This window comes from Kitasatospora sp. NPDC098652, from assembly GCF_044760155.1.
GTDB lineage: Bacteria > Actinomycetota > Actinomycetes > Streptomycetales > Streptomycetaceae > Kitasatospora.
This window is the reverse complement of the sequence record NZ_JBIWAQ010000004.1, coordinates 466,938-484,930: the sequence shown is the minus strand read 5'-3', so window position 1 is coordinate 484,930 and position 17,993 is coordinate 466,938. Positions and strand designations below refer to the sequence as shown.

Annotated in this window: 15 protein-coding genes; 9 read left to right on the top strand and 6 right to left on the bottom strand. The window is 73.1% G+C overall.

Features of this window, described 5'->3' with window-relative positions; genetic code table 11:
• The first annotated feature begins 62 nt into the window (after positions 1-62).
• From ACIQWA_RS12900 to ACIQWA_RS12880, 5 genes are all read left to right on the top strand, one after another.
• Complete coding sequence (locus ACIQWA_RS12900) at positions 63-989, top strand: ABC transporter permease (RefSeq protein WP_402481538.1); 927 nt, start codon at positions 63-65, stop codon at positions 987-989.
• A 76-nt stretch (positions 990-1,065) separates the two neighbouring features.
• Positions 1,066-1,980 carry an ABC transporter permease gene (locus ACIQWA_RS12895; RefSeq protein WP_402481619.1) on the top strand — a complete coding sequence of 305 codons (915 nt, stop codon included), beginning with the start codon at positions 1,066-1,068 and terminating at the stop codon, positions 1,978-1,980.
• Between the two features lie 16 nt (positions 1,981-1,996).
• Complete coding sequence (locus tag ACIQWA_RS12890; protein WP_402481535.1) at positions 1,997-3,049, top strand: ABC transporter ATP-binding protein; 1,053 nt, start codon at positions 1,997-1,999, stop codon at positions 3,047-3,049.
• Positions 3,039-4,259, top strand: a complete 1,221-nt coding sequence (locus tag ACIQWA_RS12885) for an ABC transporter ATP-binding protein (RefSeq protein WP_402481532.1) — start codon at positions 3,039-3,041, stop codon at positions 4,257-4,259. Before ACIQWA_RS12890 ends, ACIQWA_RS12885 begins: the two co-directional genes overlap by 11 nt.
• A gap of 156 nt (positions 4,260-4,415) precedes the next feature.
• Positions 4,416-5,465, top strand: coding sequence for an ABC transporter ATP-binding protein (locus ACIQWA_RS12880; protein WP_402481530.1), 1,050 nt, complete (start codon positions 4,416-4,418; stop codon positions 5,463-5,465).
• 9 nt (positions 5,466-5,474) lie between these two features.
• Here the strand turns inward: ACIQWA_RS12880 and ACIQWA_RS12875 are convergent, their stop codons facing one another.
• The 5 genes from ACIQWA_RS12875 to ACIQWA_RS12855 all read right to left on the bottom strand — a co-directional run bounded on the left by ACIQWA_RS12875 (position 5,475) and on the right by ACIQWA_RS12855 (position 11,765).
• Positions 5,475-7,196, bottom strand: a complete 1,722-nt coding sequence (locus tag ACIQWA_RS12875; RefSeq protein ID WP_402481527.1) for an ABC transporter family substrate-binding protein — start codon at positions 7,194-7,196, stop codon at positions 5,475-5,477.
• 227 nt (positions 7,197-7,423) lie between these two features.
• Complete coding sequence (locus ACIQWA_RS12870; protein ID WP_402481525.1) at positions 7,424-9,859, bottom strand: peptidoglycan binding domain-containing protein; 2,436 nt, start codon at positions 9,857-9,859, stop codon at positions 7,424-7,426.
• 239 nt (positions 9,860-10,098) lie between these two features.
• Positions 10,099-10,557 (bottom strand): DUF6113 family protein, encoded by a 459-nt coding sequence (locus ACIQWA_RS12865; protein WP_402481522.1) that lies wholly within the window; start codon positions 10,555-10,557, stop codon positions 10,099-10,101.
• Complete coding sequence (mshB, locus tag ACIQWA_RS12860) at positions 10,554-11,540, bottom strand: N-acetyl-1-D-myo-inositol-2-amino-2-deoxy-alpha-D-glucopyranoside deacetylase (protein WP_402481519.1); 987 nt, start codon at positions 11,538-11,540, stop codon at positions 10,554-10,556. Before mshB ends, ACIQWA_RS12865 begins: the two co-directional genes overlap by 4 nt.
• Before the next feature lie 30 nt (positions 11,541-11,570).
• On the bottom strand, positions 11,571-11,765 hold the full coding sequence (locus ACIQWA_RS12855) for a DUF2304 family protein (RefSeq protein ID WP_030062563.1): 195 nt from the start codon (positions 11,763-11,765) through the stop codon (positions 11,571-11,573).
• Between the two features lie 316 nt (positions 11,766-12,081).
• Here ACIQWA_RS12855 and ACIQWA_RS12850 point away from each other — a divergent pair, with 316 nt between their 5' ends.
• The 4 genes from ACIQWA_RS12850 (at position 12,082) to ACIQWA_RS12835 (ending at position 17,337) form a co-directional block, all read left to right on the top strand.
• On the top strand, positions 12,082-14,235 hold the full coding sequence (locus ACIQWA_RS12850) for a prolyl oligopeptidase family serine peptidase (RefSeq protein ID WP_402481515.1): 2,154 nt from the start codon (positions 12,082-12,084) through the stop codon (positions 14,233-14,235).
• A 152-nt stretch (positions 14,236-14,387) separates the two neighbouring features.
• Positions 14,388-15,350 (top strand): ABC transporter ATP-binding protein, encoded by a 963-nt coding sequence (locus ACIQWA_RS12845; RefSeq protein WP_402481512.1) that lies wholly within the window; start codon positions 14,388-14,390, stop codon positions 15,348-15,350.
• Positions 15,347-16,069, top strand: coding sequence for an ABC transporter permease (locus ACIQWA_RS12840; RefSeq protein WP_402481509.1), 723 nt, complete (start codon positions 15,347-15,349; stop codon positions 16,067-16,069). The genes ACIQWA_RS12845 and ACIQWA_RS12840 overlap by 4 nt, the downstream gene beginning before the upstream one ends.
• A gap of 8 nt (positions 16,070-16,077) precedes the next feature.
• Positions 16,078-17,337, top strand: a complete 1,260-nt coding sequence (locus ACIQWA_RS12835; RefSeq protein WP_402481505.1) for a sensor histidine kinase — start codon at positions 16,078-16,080, stop codon at positions 17,335-17,337.
• A 10-nt stretch (positions 17,338-17,347) separates the two neighbouring features.
• Here ACIQWA_RS12835 and ACIQWA_RS12830 read toward each other — a convergent pair whose 3' ends face one another.
• Positions 17,348-17,836: a GNAT family N-acetyltransferase gene (locus tag ACIQWA_RS12830; protein WP_402481502.1), complete on the bottom strand. Its 489-nt coding sequence runs from the start codon at positions 17,834-17,836 to the stop codon at positions 17,348-17,350.
• Positions 17,837-17,993: the final 157 nt, after the last annotated feature.

The window sequence follows — 17,993 nt, the reverse complement described above, 5'->3', positions numbered from 1 at the left end:
GGCGGGGCCCGGTTCTCCCGGCCGGTCGCCCCCGGCCGGTCACGCCCTGGAAGGAGGCTCGGATGGGCAGTTACGTGCTGCGGCGGGTGCTGCAGATGATCCCGGTGTTCTTCGGCACCACGCTGCTGATCTTCCTGATGGTCTACACGCTGCCCGGGGACCCGGTGACGGCGCTGTTCGGGGAGAAGGCGGCCGACCCGGCCGTGGTGGCCAGCATCAAGCACAAGTACTTCCTCGACCAGCCGGTCTGGAAGCAGTACCTGCACTACATGGCGAACCTGTTCCAGGGCGACTTCGGCACCAGCTTCACCGGCCGCCCGGTCTCGGACATCATGGCCGGGGCCTTCCCGGTCACCATCCGGCTCGCGCTGCTGGCCTTCGTGTTCGAGCTGATCCTCGGCCTCGCCCTCGGCCTGGTCTCCGGACTGTGGCGCGGCAGCATCGCCGACACCCTGGTGCTGGTGCTGACCCTGGTGGTGATCTCGATCCCGGTCTTCGTGCTGGCGTACATCGCGCAGACGGTCTTCGCCACCAATCTGGGCTGGGTCACCCCGACCGTGCAGGACAGCTACGACCTCTCCCAACTCGTCCTGCCCGCCGTGGTGCTGGGCTCGCTCTCGCTCGCCTACGTGGCCCGGCTGACCCGGACCTCGATCGGCGAGAACCTGCGGGCCGACTACATGCGCACCGCCGTCGCCAAGGGCCTGCCCCAGCGCACCATCATCCTGCGCCACCTGCTGCGCAACTCGCTGATCCCGGTGGTCACCTTCCTCGGCACCGACCTGGGCGCGCTGATGGGCGGCGCGATCGTCACCGAGGGCATCTTCAACGTGCAGGGCATCGGCAACGTCCTGTACCGGGCGATCAACACGAAGGAAGGGCCCACCGTGGTCGGCATCGTGACCGTCCTGGTGATCGTCTACCTGGTCGCCAGCCTGCTCGTCGACCTGCTCTACGCGGTCCTGGACCCGAGGATCCGCTATGCCTGACATCCACGACGAGGACTCGCCCAAGCCGCACCCCAAGCCCGGTGTCTCGCGCCTGGACTACGCGGGTGAGCAGGGCATGGCGGTCGAGCTGGAGACCCTGGTCGAACCCGACGTGGAGAAGCGGGAGGAGGCCCGCAGCCTCTGGGGCGACGCCTGGCGGGACCTGCGCCGGCGGCCGATCTTCCTGATCTCCGCGGTGCTGATCCTGCTGCTGGTGGTGATGGCGGTCTTCCCGTACGCCTTCACCGACGCGGACCCGCGCAGGGCGGACCTGGTGAACAACTACCTGCGCCGGCCGGACTCGGGCGACGTCTTCGGCGCCGGCTGGTTCGGCTACGACGCCCAGGGCCGCTCCATCTTCGCCCGGGTCATCTACGGCGCCCGCGCCTCGATCACCGTCGGCATCTTCGTGACCGCCGCGGTCACCGTGCTCGGCGGGCTGACCGGCATGGTCGCCGGGTACTTCGGCGGCGCCGTGGACGCGGTGATCTCCCGGATCGTCGACATCTTCTTCGGCATCCCGCTGCTGCTCGGCGCCCTGGTGCTGCTGAACGCCTTCTCCACCCGCACGGTCTGGAGCGTGGTCATCGCCCTCGGCGTGCTCGGCTGGACCCAGATCGCCCGCGTCATGCGCGGCGCGGTGCTGACCGTCAAACAGGCCGACTACGTGGTGGCGGGCCGGGCGCTCGGCGCCGGGACGGGGCGGCTGATGTTCCGGCACATCCTGCCGAACGCGATCGCCCCGGTGATCGTGGTCGCCACCATCGCGCTCGGCGGCTACATCGCGGCCGAGGCCACGCTGAGCTTCCTCGGCATCGGCCTCCAGGACCCGACCATCTCCTGGGGCATCGACATCTCCTCCGCCCAGAAGGTGATCCGCACGGCGCCGTACGTGCTGTTCTTCCCGGCCGCGGCGCTCTCCGTCACCGTGCTGGCCTTCATCATGCTGGGCGACGCGGTGCGCGACGCCCTCGACCCGAAGCTTCGCTGAGCGAGGGGAGCGCATCGTGAGTACAGCTGTGGACGCCACCGGGCAGGAGCGGCAGACGCCCTACGAGGGGCCGCTGCTCGACGTGCGGGACCTGCACGTCGAGTTCGTCACCCGGGACGGCGTCGCCCGTGCCGTCAACGGGGTCAACTACAGCGTCCGGGCCGGGGAGACGCTGGCGGTGCTGGGCGAGTCCGGCTCCGGGAAGTCGGTGACCGCCCAGGCGATCATGGGCATCCTGGACATGCCGCCGGCCCGGATCCCGCGCGGGGAGATCCGCTTCCGGGGCCAGGACATGTTGACGATGGGCAAGGAGGAGCGGCGCAGGATCCGCGGCCGGAAGATCGCGATGATCTTCCAGGACGCGCTGTCCGCGCTCAACCCGGTGCTCAGCGTGGGCTACCAGCTCGGCGAGATGTTCCGGGCGCACCAGGGCGTCTCCCGGGCCGAGGCGAAGGCCAAGGCCGTCGAGCTGATGGAGCGGGTGCGCATCCCGGCGGCCAAGCAGCGGGTGAACGACTACCCGCACCAGTTCTCCGGCGGTATGCGCCAGCGCATCATGATCGCCATGGCGCTGGCCCTGGAGCCGGACCTGATCATCGCCGACGAGCCCACCACCGCCCTGGACGTGACGGTGCAGGCCCAGGTGATGGACCTGCTGGCGGAGCTCCAGGCCGAGTTCCACATGGGGCTGATCCTGATCACCCACGACCTGGGCGTGGTCGCCGACGTCGCGGACAAGATCGCCGTGATGTACGCGGGCCGGATCGTCGAGACGGCGCCCGTGCACGAGCTGTACGCGCGGCCCGCGCACCCGTACACCCGGGGCCTGCTGGACTCCATCCCCCGGCTGGACCAGAAGGGCCAGGAGCTCTACGCCATCAAGGGCCTGCCGCCCAACCTGCTGCGGATCCCCAAGGGCTGCGCCTTCAACCCCCGCTGCCCGCGGGCCCAGGACGTCTGCCGGGCCGAGGTGCCGGAGCTGTTCCCGGTCACCGAGGAGGACGGCACCCCGCTGGAGGGCCGCGGCAGCGCCTGCTTCTTCTGGAAGGAGACCCTCCATGACCGTTAACGGGGCCAGCGCGTCGGGCGTGGCGGTGCCGGAGGAGGTCGCCTTCGAGCAGCCGGTGCCGCGCGGCGAGCCGATCCTGGAGGTCCGGGACCTGGTCAAGTACTTCCCGCTGACCAAGGGCGTGCTGTTCCGGAAGCAGGTCGGCGCGGTCAAGGCGGTGGACGGGGTCAGCTTCGACCTGATGCAGGGCGAGACGCTCGGCATCGTCGGCGAGTCCGGTTGCGGCAAGTCCACGCTGGCCAAGGTGCTGATGAACCTGGAGCCGGCCACCGGAGGGTCCGTCCGCTACAAGGGCGAGGAGATCTCCCGGCTCTCCGGGGCCGGGTTGAAGGCCGTCCGGCGCAACATCCAGATGGTGTTCCAGGACCCGTACACCTCGCTCAACCCGCGGATGACGGTCGGCGACATCATCGGCGAGCCCTTCGAGATCCACCCCGAGGTGGCGCCCAAGGGCGACCGCCGCAAGGCCGTCCAGGACCTGCTGGACGTGGTCGGGCTCAACCCGGAGTACATCAACCGGTACCCGCACCAGTTCTCCGGCGGCCAGCGCCAACGCATCGGCATCGCGAGGGGGTTGGCGCTCCGGCCGGAGATCATCATCTGCGACGAGCCGGTCTCCGCGCTGGACGTGTCGGTCCAGGCGCAGGTGATCAACCTGCTGGAGCAGCTGCAGGGCGAGTTCAACCTCTCGTACATGTTCATCGCCCACGACCTCTCCATCGTCCGGCACATCTCGGACCGGGTGGGGGTGATGTACCTGGGGAAGATGGTCGAGCTCGGCAGCGACCTGGAGATCTACGACCACGCGACCCATCCGTACACCCAGGCGCTGCTGTCGGCGGTGCCGGTGCCGGACCCGACGGCGCGCGAGAGCCGGGACCGGATCGTCCTCACCGGGGACGTGCCCTCGCCGGCCAACCCGCCCTCGGGGTGCCGGTTCCGCACCCGCTGCTGGAAGGCGCAGGAGCGCTGCTCGGTGGAGGTGCCGCTGCTGGCCGCGCCGGGCTGGCTGAGCGGGGCGGCGGTGCACGACTCGGCGTGTCACTTCGCGGCGGAGCGCGAGATCGAGCAGAGCGCGGCGGAGCGCGAGATCGAGCAGAGCGCGGCGGAGCGCGAGATCGAGCAGAGCGCGGCGGAGCGCGAGAGCGGGCAGAGCGCGGCGGAGTGGGGGAAGCGGCAGCCCGACGACGGCTCCGGCCAGGAGCCCTAGCGGTCGGTGCCACCCAGGGCGCGTCCTCGTACCGAGGGCGCGCCCTTCGCCGTGATGGAACCGAGATCTGCCGCACACTCCCCAAGTGAACGCCGGTCCTTGATAGTTGCTCTGCGCCAGGCGATGGTCGCGGCTGCGCTGAGGAGGGCTGCCCGGATGGATGCGGTCGAGGTGGTCGGCGGCGGACGGGAGAACCTGGTGCCCGGGACGCCGTTGCTGGAGGTCGAGGACCTGCACATCGAGTTCCACACCCGGGACGGTGTGGCCAAGGCCGTCAACGGGGTGAGCTACTCGGTGGCGGCGGGGGAGACGCTGGCGGTGCTGGGCGAGTCCGGCTCCGGGAAGTCGGTCACGGCGCAGGCGATCATGGGCATCCTGGACGTGCCGCCCGGCCGGATCACCTCGGGGCGGATCCTGTTCCGGGGCGATGATCTGCTGACCATGAGCCCCCGGCTCCGGCGGACCGTCCGGGGCCGGCAGATCGCGATGATCTTCCAGGACGCGCTGTCCGCGCTCAACCCGGTGCTCAGTGTGGGCTACCAGCTCGGCGAGATGTTCCGGGTGCACCAGGGGTTCTCGCGCGCCGAGGCGAAGGTGAAGGCCGTCGAGCTGATGGAGCGGGTGCGCATCCCGGCGGCCAAGCAGCGGGTGAACGACTACCCGCACCAGTTCTCGGGCGGCATGCGTCAGCGCATCATGATCGCGATGGCGATGGCGCTGGAGCCGGACCTGATCATCGCCGACGAACCCACCACCGCGCTGGACGTGACGGTGCAGGCCCAGGTGATGGACCTGCTGGCCGAGTTGCAGGCCGAGTTCAACATGGGCCTGATCCTGATCACCCACGACCTGGGCGTGGTCGCCGACGTCGCGGACAAGATCGCCGTGATGTACGCGGGCCGGATCGTCGAGACCGCCCCCGTGCACGAGCTGTACGCCCGGCCCGCGCACCCCTACACCCGGGGCCTGCTGGCCTCCATCCCCCGGCTGGACCAGAAGGGCCAGGACCTGCACGCCATCAAGGGCCTGCCGCCCAGCCTGCTGCGCATCCCGGAGGGCTGCGCGTTCAACCCCCGCTGCGACCGGGTGCAGGACCGCTGCCTGACCGAACTCCCGCCGCTGGTGCCGGTGGCGGACGCGGAGGGGGCCGAGCTGCCCGGCCGCCGCAGCGCCTGCCACTACTGGCGGGAGACCCTGCACGGCTGAGCCGGGGCGCTACTTGGTGAAGCCGACGTTCTCCCAGACGATGTCGGACAGGCCCTGGGCGCCGATGTTGGCGAGGTCGGCGCGGGCGCCGTACAGCTGCGGGCGCTGGTAGAGCGGCAGGACGCCGGCCACCTTCCAGAGCTCGCCGTCGGCCTGGTTGATCGCCTCGGAGGCGGTGCCGGCGTCGGTCGCGCCGGCGGCCCGGTCGAGCGCGGCGTCCACCGCGGGACTGCCGGCGCCGGCCCGGTTGGAGGAGCTGTTCTGGACGTAGCTCGCGCGGCTGCCGCTGGCCGGGAACGGGGTGCCGAGCAGTGCGTAGACGGCGATGTCGAAGTCGTCGCGGTTGACGTACTTGTCGAAGAACTCGTTGGCGGGGGCGGTCACCGGGGTGACCTTGACGCCGACGTCCTTGAGCATCTTCGCCACGGAGGCCGTCTCGTTCTGGGCCACGGCCACCCCGGCGGGGACGACCATCCGCAGGTTCAGCTCGCGGCCGTCCTTCTTCCGTACGTCGCCGTCGAGCTTCCAGCCCGCCGCGTCCAGCTTGCGGGCGGCCTCGGCCGGGTCGAAGCGGGACAGCCCCAGGGAGTTGTCGCGGTAGCCGTTCTGGTTGGCGACCAGCAGGTGGTTGTTGAGCGGGACGGCGGGCCAGTCCAGGCCGTTGAGGTCGGTGCGGATCAGGGCGTCCCGGTTGATCGCCTGGAAGACGGCCTGGCGGACGGTCGGGTCGGCGAGCACGGGGTTGCGGGCGTTCAGGGTGAGCTGCCGGAAGTCCGGCCCGCCGGCCCGGCGTACCGCCGCGCCCTTGGTGTTCTTGATGACCTGGTAGCCGGCCAGGTCCGGGCCGTTGTTGAGGAGGTCGATCTCGCCCTTGGCGAAGGCGGTGCGCATCGCGTCGGGCAGCATGGCGTGGAAGACGATCCGGTCCAGCACCGGCCTGTCGCCCCACCAGGCCGGGTCGGCGACCAGGGTGACGGTCTGCGCCGACGGGTCCAGCCGCTCGACCTTGAAAGGGCCGGCGGTGAGCGGGATGGCGTCCAGGTAGGCCGAGTTGAACAGCTCCGGGGTGGACACCTTGCTCGCGGGCAGCAGCGGCGCGTTGGCGGCGCCGTTGAACATCGACTGCCACTCGGAGAACGGCCGGTCGAAGGTCATCACGGCCTGGAAGTCGTCCTTGCCCCGCTCGACCGAGCTGACCAGCTCGAAGCCGGAGGTGCTGGACGGCCGGTACGCCGGGTCCTTGCCGTTCATGGCGCGCCAGTTGGCCTCGATGTCGCGCCAGGTGATCGGGGTGCCGTCGGACCAGTGGGCCTTCGGGTTGAGCGTCCAGGTGACCACCTGGTGGCCGTCCCTGAGCTCGGCGTGGGCCTCCTGGAGGTACGCCGGGTTGACGGTCTGGGTGCCTGCCGCGTCGGAGCGGAAGAAGGTCGGCAGCAGCGGCTTGCTGACCGCGACGGTCGAGGACTCGGTGCCGTCGGTGTGGATCGGTGACCACTGGTGGGAGAACTGGGAGATCGCCAGGTTCAGGGTGCCGCCCTGGCGCAGCTGGGCGCGGTCGTGGGCGTTGATGTCGACCGAGGTCAGCTTGGGCATCCCGGGGGCGGCGATCGGGGCGTCCGGGGCGGCGCCGTCCGACCCCGCGGAGCAGGAGCAGAGCGCGAGGGAGAGCGTCAGGGCGGTGAGACCGGCGAGCAGTGCCGTCCGGTGGTGCTGGAGGCTGCGGCGGCCCATCGTGGTGGCTCCCGGGGTGACTGTGACGGATGGTGTGGCGTCACATCTTGCTGATCGGGAGGGGGAGTTGTCGAGGGGCGGGACGGCCGCATCCGTGCGGTGCGGCGGCCCCGCCCCTCGTTCGTGCCCGGTTCGTCGGCCGACGCCGCCGGACGGTGGTGCCGTCCGGCGGCAGGCGCCCGGCGTTGGGTGTCAGGCGCCAGACGTCCGGCGTCAGGCGTCTCGGGTCAGGCGACGGTGAACTTGAAGGTGCGTTCCTTGTCGCCGGTCTTGTCGAACAGCGAGGTGACGGCGTCCGCGACGTCCTGCGGGGTGATCGCGGCGGTCTGGCCGTTCTTCTTGGCCTTCACCTTGTCGAACGCGCCGTTGAGCTGGGAGCCCAGCGCGTCGAGGTCCCACTTGGGCGCGATCTTGCCGGAGGCGTCCGGGGTCAGGGTGAGCGCCTTGGCCGCGGTCTTCGGGCCGAAGTCCCAGGTCTTGGCGCCCGCCACGATGTGGATCTTCCCGCTGGTCACCTGCTTGCCGAGGCTGTCCGCGGCGGCCTGGAGGGCCTGGGTGGAGACCTTGGGCTGGGCGGCCGTGACGGCCAGGGCGATCGGCTGGTCCGGCTTGCCGGCGGCGCGGTCGCGGTAGGCCTGCTCGACCACGTCCAGCGCGGCGTTGGTGTCCACGGCCTGACCGGCCTTGCCGGGGACCACGACCGGGTCGCCGTTGTCGGCGAACTTGACGTAGCCCTCCTGGAGGCCCTGGCCCGAGCCGGCCGCCAGCGAGTCCAGCGCGGCCTTGAGCTTGGCACGGTCGACCCGGACCTCCGGGGCGACGGCCTTGGTGCCGCCCTGGATCGACTTGATCACGTCGACCGGGTTGTAGCTGTGCGCGGCGAGGCCGTCCACGGTGGCCGTGGTGTCGAAGCTCAGGCCGGCGACCGTCGGGTCCAGGTCGACGCTCTGGTCGCCGATCTTGAGCTTGAGCGGCTGCTGCCCGGCCTTGCCGACCGAGGCGTCCAGTGCGTGGATCGCCTGGTCGCGGCCGTTGCCGCCGATGTCCGTGCCGAGCACCACGGTGCCCTTGGGGATGTCGGACTGGTTGAGCATCAGGCCGGTGCCGTACGCGGCGGCGCCGAGGAAGAGCACCCCGCCGACGGCGTAGACGCCGAGCTTGACCAGCTTCTTCGGGCCGCCGCGCTTGGCCTTCGCCTTGCCCTTGGCCGGGGCGGCCGGCTCGGCCTTGTCCTTGGCGGGCGCGGGGCCGGCCGTGGGGGCCGGCCCGGGGACGGCGCCGGGGAGGAACGGGGCGGCGTCGACCTGGCCGCCGGGGCCGCCGGTCGCGGCCTGGGGGCCGGGGGCGGGCAGCGGGGTGACCTCGGTGGCCTCCGGGTCACGACCCGCCCGCCGGGGGCCGCCGGGGGCGGGCGGCGGGGAAGGCTGGGCGGCGGGCTGGGGTGCGCCCGGGAAGAGCCCGCCGGGGCCCGCCGGGGCGGCGAAGGGGTCCTGGCCGGGGGCGGCCGGGCGCTGGGTGGCGAACGGGTCGGTGCCGGTCGGGGCCGAGGCGAACAGGCCCGGCTGCGGACGGCCGTCGGCACCCTGCGGGGCGTTGCCGTTCGGAGTGGTGCCGTTCGGAGTGGTGCCGTTCCGGGGCAGGCCGGGTATGGCGGCCGGGGGTGCGTCGTGCTCGCGGATCGGCGCGAAGCCGTCCACCGAGGTGTCCTCCGGGCCGGGCCCGGCCTGCGGGAAGCCGCTCTGCGGGAACCCGCCCTGCTGGGGGCCGCCCTGCTGGTGCGGCGACGGCTGCTGCGGACGGCTGCCACGCGGGCCGCGCTGGTCACCGCGGCCGCGCGCACCGGCGGCGGGGCCGGTCGGGCCGGTCGGGGCGAACGGGTCGGCGACCGGGGCGAACGGGTCGGCGCTCTCGTACACCCCCGGCTCCTCGGCCGGGCCCCCGGCGCCGTAGGGCGAGGCGGGGTTGGCCGGGGCGGCGCCCTGGCGCGGGGCCTGGCCCCGGGTGGGCAGCGGGCGGCCGTTCGGCCGGGCGGCGCCGGCGTCCGGAGCCGGGCGGGCACCGTTCGGGGCGGCCTGCGGCCGGGCCTCGGCGCCGGGCCCGGGCACGGCCGGGGCCTCCGGCGCGCTCGGGGCGCTCGGGGCGCCGACCGGCACGGCGGCCGGGGCGGGCTCGGCGGCCGGGGCCTTCTTCTGCCGCGGCCGGAACCACGCGCCGGTGGACTCGGACTCCGAGGTCGCCGGCGGGATCGGCGGGATCTGCCACTCCGGCGGCAGGTTCGGCGGGGTGGCCGAGCCGGAGCCGCCCTCCATCACGCCGAGGACGGGCGAGGCGGGCGCGGAGCGGTGCCGCGGGCCGCCCGGCTCGGCGCCGGGCGCGAACGGGTCGGCCGGGCCGTCGTCGCCCCGGGCGGTCTCGTTCTTGACGGTGCTGCGGACGACGACCGGCGGGATCGGGCGCGAGCCGGGGATGTTGATCCGGACCCGGGTGGTCAGGGTGGTCTCGGTCTTCGGACCGTCGTCCTCGCCGCCCGACCCGGTGTCGGCGCCGGCCCGGTCGCCGCCGGGGCCCGCCGGGGTGCCGTAGGGCGGCGTGCCCGACGGGTAGGCGTCCGGACCCGTGCGCCGGGGCGTCGGGTTGGCGTTGTCAGATTCGCGGCTGCTCAATGCTGCTCTGCTCCGGGTTCGCGGGCGGGCCGTGCGGCGCGACCGCGGTTCGTGGTCGCCGGGCCTGGGGCAAACGGCGGTCGGGTACGACGTACTGCGGGACCACCATACTGGGAAGAACTGAGCGGTGAACGGCTTCGGACAGATCCTGATACGTCCGGTTCCTCCGGTATGAGAGTACGGCGGAGTGGTCCTGACTGCGCGTTGTGTGCGCTACCGTACGCGGCCGCCCGCCCGGTTCAGCGCTTGGGGCTGGGCACGCCGGGGAACCAGCTGGTGCGGGTGGGCAGGGTGGCGCAGATCACGCCCAGGATCGAGCCGACGAACAGCCAGGCCAGCGATGTGGCGTTGGACCAGAGCACGTTGTCGCCCTCCGGCCGGGGCACCATCAGCAGCAGCATCGCCATGAACCAGCCGCCCGCGGGCACCGCGGCGCCCAGCTTGGTACCGGTGACCCGCAGGCCGGCGTAGAAGGTCGCGGCGGTGGCGGCGAGCGCCAGCAGAACTCCCACGGGCGGCCACAGGGCCTGCACAAAGGATCCGCACACCGACACCGCGATGCCCAGCAGGAAGAACAGGACATACGCCGCGATCCGGGCGGCGCGCGGGGGTTGGGGCTCGGCCAGCCGCTCCTCGCGGGTGCCGAGGACGGCCACCGCGATCGAGCGGCTCTTCGGCTTGGCGGCGGGTGCGGTCATCGGGCGTTCCCCTCGCTCGGAATCGGGTCGGCGGCCAGGCCCGTCGGGTCGGTCGCCGTGGGGTCAGTCGCCGGGTCCGCCCGGTCCGCCGCCGGGTCCGCGGCCTCGGTGTCGAGGCCCGCGAAGAGGTCGCGCTCGGGCCGCTCCGGTCCGGCCTGGCCGCGCACCAACTGGTAGTACTCGGTGGCGAACAGCGGCTGGCCGAGGTGGTTGGAGAGCGCGAAGGAGTCACCGGCCACGGTGATCTGGGTGGCGTGCGCGGTCAGCGCGGCGGCCTTGCGGGCGCCGTAGCCGGTGCCGTCCAGCACGGTGGTGACCACCTCGTCGGCCACCACCCCGGGGACGTCGGAGGGTTGCGCGACGCCCGGGAAGCGCGCCTCGGCGGCGGTGGCGGCGAGGCCGGCGTCCAGCACCGAGCGGGGCATCCGGTTCCAGTACACCTTGGCGATCCGCCAGGGAGCGCCCGCCTCCGGGGCGTACGCCGGGTCGGCGGCCAGCTCGTACGCGCGCATCGCGACCCGGTGCGCCTGGATGTGGTCCGGGTGCCCGTAGCCGCCGTTGTCGTCGTACGTGACCAGCACCTGCGGCCGCACCTCGCGGACCACCGCGACCAGGTGGCCCGCCGCCTCGTCCACGTCCGCCCGCCAGAAGCAGCCGGGGGCGTCGTTCTCGGGCACGCCCATCATCCCGGAGTCGCGGTAGCGCCCCGGCCCGCCGAGGAAGCGGAAGTCCGTGACGCCGAGGGCGCGCATCGCCTCGGTCAGCTCGCCGATCCGGTGGGCGCCGAGGGTGTCGTCCCGATCGGCCGTCAGGTGGGCCAGCCCGGGCGGGATCACCTCGCCGCCGTCGCCGAGGGTGCAGGTCACCAGCGTCACCCGGGCGCCCTCGGCGGCGTACCTGGCCATGGTGGCGCCGTTGCCGATCGACTCGTCGTCGGGATGGGCGTGCACCAGGAGGAGGCGGCGGCCGGTAGTCGCGGTCATGGGAGGAAGCCTAGCCACCGGCCGGAGGGGTCAGAGCTTGAGGCCGTTGATCATCCCGGCGAGGTTGCTGGTGACCTGGCTGATCGACGGTGCGATCGAGCTGGAGGCCAGGTAGAAGCCGAGCAGTGCGCAGACGATCGCGTGCGCCAGCTTGAGGCCGGAGCGGCGGATCAGCACCACCACGATGACGAGCATCAGCACGGCTGCGGAGATGTTCATGGCCATGTGGGCTCATACCCCTTCTCGGGCGCCGGCCTCCTGGGGGAGGGCGGCGGTGGGACCGTACGGGAATCGGGGCCGGGTGGCCGGCGGGCCCGGGACGGGGCCCGACGATCACTCGCCTGACCAGTCATACCCGATGGGTAAGGGGAGCATTACATTCAGTGAGTCCGCGCGCGCCGGGGCAACGGGGCACTCGTGGGGCGCACGGGCCGGTCGGAGGGGGTGTGGGGCCCTTCGGGGCGTACTCGGAGGTGATGCTCCGAACGAGTGATCGCCAGTCACCCGGCCGTGGCAGTCGCCCGTCGTAGGGTCTGGTGCCATGACCTCCCACACTCCTGCGGACACCTTCCCCCGGCAGTACGCGCGGACCCTGCGCTACACCGTCGGCGCCCCCCGCTCCTTCTCCGTCGCACCGGACGGCTCGCGGGTCGTCTTCCTGCGCTCGCGCTCCGGCAGCGACCGGGCCAACCTGCTCTGGACCCTCGACACCACCACCGGCGAGGAGCGGATCGCCGCCGACCCGGCGGTGCTGCTCGGCGGCGGCGAGGAGGACCTCTCGCCGGCCGAGAAGGCGCGCCGCGAGCGCAGCCGGGAGAGTTCGGCCGGCATCGTCGGCTACGCCCTGGACGCCGCCGGCGACCGGGCCGCCTTCGCGCTCTCCGGCCGGCTGTTCACCGCCGACCTGGCCGCCGGCACCACCGCCGAACTGCCCGCCGTGGGCCCGCTGCTGGACCCGCGGCTGTCCCCGGACGGCGCCCACGTCGCCTACGCCAACACCGCCGGCGAACTGCGGCTGACCCGCACCGACGGCAGCGGCGACCGGGCGCTCGCCGAGCCGGACGGCCCGAACGTCACCTGGGGCCAGGCCGAGTTCATCGCCCAGGAGGAGATCGACCGCACCCGCGGCTTCTGGTGGTCCCCGGACGGCGAGCGGCTGCTGGCCGAGCGCGCCGACGACAGCCCGGTGCGCCGCTGGTGGATCGCCGACCCGGCCAACCCGGACCGCGAGCCCGCCGAGGTCGCCTACCCGGCGGCCGGCACCGCCAACGCCGAGGTCGGGCTCTGGGTGCTCGACCTGCACGGCGGACGCACCGAGGTCTCCTGGGACCACGCGGCCTTCCCGTACCTGGCCCGGGTGCACTGGTCCGAGGGCGGCGTGCCGCTGCTGCTCGTCCAGTCCCGGGACCAGCGCGCCCAGCGGATCCTCGGCGTGGACGTGGCCACCGGCGCCACCGAGGTGCTGTTCGAGGAGCACGACGAGGTCTGGCTGGAGGCCTTCCCGGGCGTGCCGGCCTGGACCCCGGACGGCAAGCTGGTCCGGATCTCCGACCGGGGCGGGGTGCGGGCACTGGTGGTCGGCGACCAGGCCGTCACCGGGGCCGACCTGCACGTGCGGTCGGTGGTCGCGGTCACCGCGCGGGAGGTGTTCTTCAGCGCCTCCGGCGGCGCCGAGGAGACCGACCCCGAGCCCGGCTGGATCGCCGTCGGCCGGATCAGCCACGACGGCAAGGAACTGGCCTGGGAGTCCGCCAACGGCCGCCCGTTCACCTCCGTCACCAGCGCGGTGCACGCCGGCGGGATCACCGTCCGGGCCACCGCCGAGCCCGACCTGCCCGGCACACTGGTGCAGGTCGCCCGCGACCTGCCGGAGGGCGTGGTGGTCGACGACGTCGCCACCATCGCCTCGTACGCCGAGACCCCGGCCATCACCGCCCGCCCGGTCTTCCGCTTCGCGGGCGAGCGCCGCATCCCGGCCGCGGTGTTCCTGCCCACCGGCTACGACCGCGAGCGCGACGGCCTGCTGCCCGTCCTGATGGACCCGTACGGCGGCCCGCACGGCCAGCGCGTCGTCCAGGCGCACAACCCGCACCTCAACTCCCAGTGGTTCGCCGACCAGGGCTTCGCGGTGGTCGTCGCCGACGGGCGCGGCACCCCCGGGCGCGGACCGGCCTGGGAGAAGTCCATCGCCTTCGACTTCGCCGGGGCCACCCTGGACGACCAGGTGGAGGCGCTGCGGGCGCTGGCCGGCGAGTTCCCGCTGGACCTCGACCGGGTCGCGATCCGCGGCTGGTCGTACGGCGGCTACCTCGCCGCGCTCGCCGTGCTGCGCCGCCCCGACGTGTTCCACGCGGCGGTGGCCGGGGCCCCGGTGACCGACTGGGAGCTGTACGACACCCACTACACCGAGCGCTACCTGGGCCACCCGGCCGAGCGGCCCGAGGTGTACGCGGCGAACTCGCTCAACGGGTACGCGGCCGGGCTGGAGCGCCCGCTGATGATCATCCACGGCCTGGCCGACGACAACGTGGTGGCCGCCCACACCCTGCGGCTCTCCTCGGCGCTGCTGGCCGCCGGGCGCCCGCACACCGTGCTGCCGCTGTCGGGCGTCACCCACATGACGCCGCAGGAGGAGGTCGCGGAGAACCTGCTGCTGCTCCAGGTCGACTTCGTGAAGCGCTCGCTGGGCCGCTAGGCACCCCGGGCCGGGCCGTCGTGCCCCGCGGCATGACATCCGTCATACCGAAGGCACGACGGCCGGCACTGCCGCCGGCCCCGGCCCGGGCGGGACCCTGGTCCGGTGCGGACAGCTCCGCACCGGACACCACCAGGGAGAGGAGCCGGGCGATGGTTACCGAGGTGGCCGCCTTCCGCGGCGTGGGCAAGAGCTACGGGCGGGTGCGCGCCGTGGACGGGCTGGACCTCGTGCTGCGGCCGGGCGAGACCGTCGCCCTGCTCGGCCCGAACGGCGCCGGGAAGTCCACCAGTCTGGACCTGCTGCTCGGCCTGCGCGAACCCGACCAGGGCAGCGTCACGCTGTTCGGCGGCACCCCGCGGGCGGCGATCGCGGACGGCCGGGTCGGCGCGATGCTGCAGAGCGGCGGGCTGATGACCGACGTCAAGGTCCGCGAGCTGGTCGAACTCGCCTGCAAGGTGCACCCGCGCGGTCGGTCGGTCACGGGGGTGCTGACCGACGCCGGGATCACCGAGATCGCCGAACGCCGGGTGGACAAGCTGTCCGGCGGGCAGGAGCAGCGGGTCCGGTTCGCCCTGGCGATCGCCGGCGACAGCGACCTGATCGTGCTGGACGAGCCCACCACCGGCATGGACGTCAGCGTCCGGCAGGCGTTCTGGGCGAGCATGCGCGCCCAGGCCGACGCCGGGCGCACGGTGCTGTTCGCCACCCACTACCTGGAGGAGGCCGACTCGATCGCCGACCGCGTCCTGGTGCTGCACCGGGGCCGGCTGATCGCCGACGGCAGCTCCGCGGAGATCAAGGCGCGCGCCGGAGCCCGTCGGATCGCCTTCGAGCTCCACGACGCCGACCTCCCCGCGGACGTCCGCTTCGACGAGGCCGTGCTGCGCTCCCTGCCGGGCGTGCAGGCGCTGGACGTCACCGCAAGGGTCCCGGGGGTGCGGACGGTGCGGATCCGGACCGCGGACGCCGACGCCGGCGTCGCCGGGATCTACCGGGCGGGCCTGTACCCGCGCGGCCTGGAGGTCACCGGGGTCGGCCTGGAACAGGCCTTCCTGACCATCACGGGCGAGCTGGACCGCCGGGCCGACGCCGAGAAGGAGAGCGTGCGATGACCACCCTGATCAAGCTGGAGATCCTGCGGACCCTCCGCAACCGGCGCTACCTGTTCTTCACCGTGCTCTACCCGGCGCTGATGTACGTCTTCTTCATCAACGCCTACGGCTCCGGCAACCAGGCCGGCGGCCTGCCCGTGAAGACCTACTTCATGGTCTCGATGGCCACCTTCGGCGCGGTCGGCGCGGTGCTCACCGGCAACGCGCAGCGGATCTCGCTGGAGCGCAAGAGCGGCTGGACGCGCCAGCTGCGGCTGACCGCGCTGCCCGGCCGGGCGTACACCGTCAGCAAGATCGCGGCGACCGCGGTGACCACGCTGCCGGCGATCCTGGTGGTCTTCGCGGCCGGGGCCGTCCAGGGCGTCTCGCTGAGCGTGCCGCAGTGGATCGGGCTGGCGGCCGCGCTCTGGCTGGGCAGCTTCGTCTTCGCCGCGCTGGGGGTGGCGCTGGGCTACGCGGCGGCGCCGGACGCGGTGCAGCCGATCGTGATGATCACCTACATGGCGATGGCGCTGCTCGGCGGCACCTGGTTCCCGGTGAGCGGCTCGCTGGAGACCTTCGCCCGGTTCAACCCGGTGTTCCTGTACAACAAGCTGGCCACCTTCACCCAGCCCGGGCACTCGCTGGACCTGGCCGCGGTCGCCGGACTGGCCGCCTTCTTCGCGGTGTTCGTCGCCGGCGCAGCGGTGCTGTACCGGCGTGACGCCCGCCGGGCATGATGATCACCATGACCGACGAGCACCGGACCGACCGCCCCGACGAACCGGTGGAGGCCGGTCCGGCGCGCGCCTCCTTCATGAACGTCCCGGGCGCCCCGGTGGAGACCCGGCGGCAGATGACCGTCAAGGTCGCCTGGATGCTGCTGTGGATGACCTACCTGGCCTATCCGGCGAGCAGCCTGCTGAACGGCCGCCACAGCGGGGCCGAGCAGGTCTTCGGCTGGGTCTGCCTGGCGGTCTTCGTGGTCGCCTACGTCCTGCTGGTGATCTTCCGCTCGCAGGCGGGGATGAAGCCGCGGGCCTGCCAGGTGACCGTCGGGACGATGGTCGTGCTCGCGGTGGCCTCCGCCGCGGTGCTCGGCGGCGAGTTCCTGACCATGTTCATCTACGCCTCGGTGTGCCTCGCGGTGATCACCCCGGTGAAGCACGCGCTGCGCGCCCTGGTCGCGATGGCCCTGCTCACCGCCGGGACCGGCCTGGCGATCCACGCCGACAACGACAGCACCACCACCTTCGCCCTCAGCGCCTTCCTCTCCGGCGTCGCGATGACCGGCCTGCAGCGGCTGGTCGCCACCATGAACGAACTGCGCGAGGCCCGGGCCGCCGTCGCCCACCTGGCCGCCTCCGAGGAGCGGCTGCGGCTCGCCCGCGACCTGCACGACCTGCTCGGGCACTCGCTCTCGCTGATCACCCTCAAGAGCGAGCTGGCCGGCCGGTTCATGGACGCGGGCAAGGACGAGGCGGCGCGGGCGCAGGTCGCCGACATCGAACAGGTCGCCCGGCAGTCGCTGATCGACGTGCGGGAGGCCGTGACCGGCTTCCGCCGCCCCACCCTGCCGGTCGAACTCGCCGCCGCCCGTACGGCGCTGGCCGCCGCGCAGGTCCGGCTGGAGGCCGCGCCGTCGCTGGTGGACGCCTGGCCGTCGCTGGCCACCGAGGAGGCGGGCGCGCTGGCCTGGGCGCTGCGCGAGGCGGTCACCAACATCGTCCGGCACGGCGAGGGGGCCACCGTCTGCACGGTGACGGCGGACGAGAGCTGGGACGGCGGCGGCGAGCGGTACGCCGTCCTGGAGATCACCGACAACGGTCCCGGCCCGGGCAAGTCCCAGCCGGGCAACGGCCTGTCGGGCCTGGAGGAGCGCCTCGCCCTGGTCGGCGGCCGGCTGGAGACCGGCCCGGGAGAGCGCGGCAGGGGCTTTCGCGTCCGGGCCTCGGTACCCCTGCGAACGGCACCCGCACCGGCCCCCGGGGCCTCGAAGGTGCCCTGAGGCACCGGGGTCAGGCGCCGGCGAGGGAGCGGTGGTAGCGGAGGCCGGGGCGGCCATCGAGGAGGCACTCCCCGGTGGCCGTGAAGCCGTTGCGGGTGAGGACGGCCTGGGAGGCCGGGTTGTCGAGGGTGGTGGCGGCCCTCAGCGAGTGGAGGCCGTAGTCGTGGGCGGCGAGGCGGCGGGCCAGGCCGACGGCGGCGGTGGCGATGCCCCGGCCCGCCGCGGACTCGGCGACGCGGTAGCCGAGTTCGGCGCTGCCGTCCACGAGGTCCAGCAGATTGAGCCGGCCGACCAGCGTGCCGTCCGCGTCGAGGACGAGGTGGAAGCGGCAGACGCCCGCCGCCTGTTCGGCGAGCAGGGCGGCGTGCCGGGCCGGGAACTCGGCGAAGTAGGCGTCGCCGCGGTCCGGGACGGTACGGGCGAACCAGGCGCGGTTGGCGAGTTCGAAGGCGAGCACGGCGTCGGCGTGGTCGGGGCGCAGTGGTTCCAGGGTCAGCATCCGGTCAGTCTGCTGCGCAGGGCCTCGGTGAACCACTCGATTACCTCCCGCAGGCCTTGACGGAGAGTCCGGTGCGCCGGGAGAGGTCGCCGATCGAGTAGAGCGTCTCGCTGCCGTCCATGGGCACCACTGTGGGGTCTCCCCCTGCCGGAGACTC

Bases quoted from the DNA above. Each gene is read 5' to 3' on its own strand.
- ACIQWA_RS12900 (WP_402481538.1), top strand. From the start codon at position 63: ATGGGCAGTTACGTGCTGCGGCGGGTGCTGCAGATGATCCCGGTGTTC.
- ACIQWA_RS12895 (WP_402481619.1), top strand. From the start codon at position 1,066: ATGGCGGTCGAGCTGGAGACCCTGGTCGAACCCGACGTGGAGAAGCGG.
- ACIQWA_RS12885 (WP_402481532.1), top strand. From the start codon at position 3,039: ATGACCGTTAACGGGGCCAGCGCGTCGGGCGTGGCGGTGCCGGAGGAG.
- ACIQWA_RS12880 (WP_402481530.1), top strand. From the start codon at position 4,416: ATGGATGCGGTCGAGGTGGTCGGCGGCGGACGGGAGAACCTGGTGCCC.
- ACIQWA_RS12875 (WP_402481527.1), bottom strand. From the start codon at position 7,196: ATGGGCCGCCGCAGCCTCCAGCACCACCGGACGGCACTGCTCGCCGGT.
- ACIQWA_RS12865 (WP_402481522.1), bottom strand. From the start codon at position 10,557: ATGACCGCACCCGCCGCCAAGCCGAAGAGCCGCTCGATCGCGGTGGCC.
- mshB (WP_402481519.1), bottom strand. From the start codon at position 11,540: ATGACCGCGACTACCGGCCGCCGCCTCCTCCTGGTGCACGCCCATCCC.
- ACIQWA_RS12855 (WP_030062563.1), bottom strand. From the start codon at position 11,765: ATGGCCATGAACATCTCCGCAGCCGTGCTGATGCTCGTCATCGTGGTG.
- ACIQWA_RS12850 (WP_402481515.1), top strand. From the start codon at position 12,082: ATGACCTCCCACACTCCTGCGGACACCTTCCCCCGGCAGTACGCGCGG.
- ACIQWA_RS12845 (WP_402481512.1), top strand. From the start codon at position 14,388: ATGGTTACCGAGGTGGCCGCCTTCCGCGGCGTGGGCAAGAGCTACGGG.
- ACIQWA_RS12840 (WP_402481509.1), top strand. From the start codon at position 15,347: ATGACCACCCTGATCAAGCTGGAGATCCTGCGGACCCTCCGCAACCGG.
- ACIQWA_RS12835 (WP_402481505.1), top strand. From the start codon at position 16,078: ATGACCGACGAGCACCGGACCGACCGCCCCGACGAACCGGTGGAGGCC.
- ACIQWA_RS12830 (WP_402481502.1), bottom strand. From the start codon at position 17,836: ATGCTGACCCTGGAACCACTGCGCCCCGACCACGCCGACGCCGTGCTC.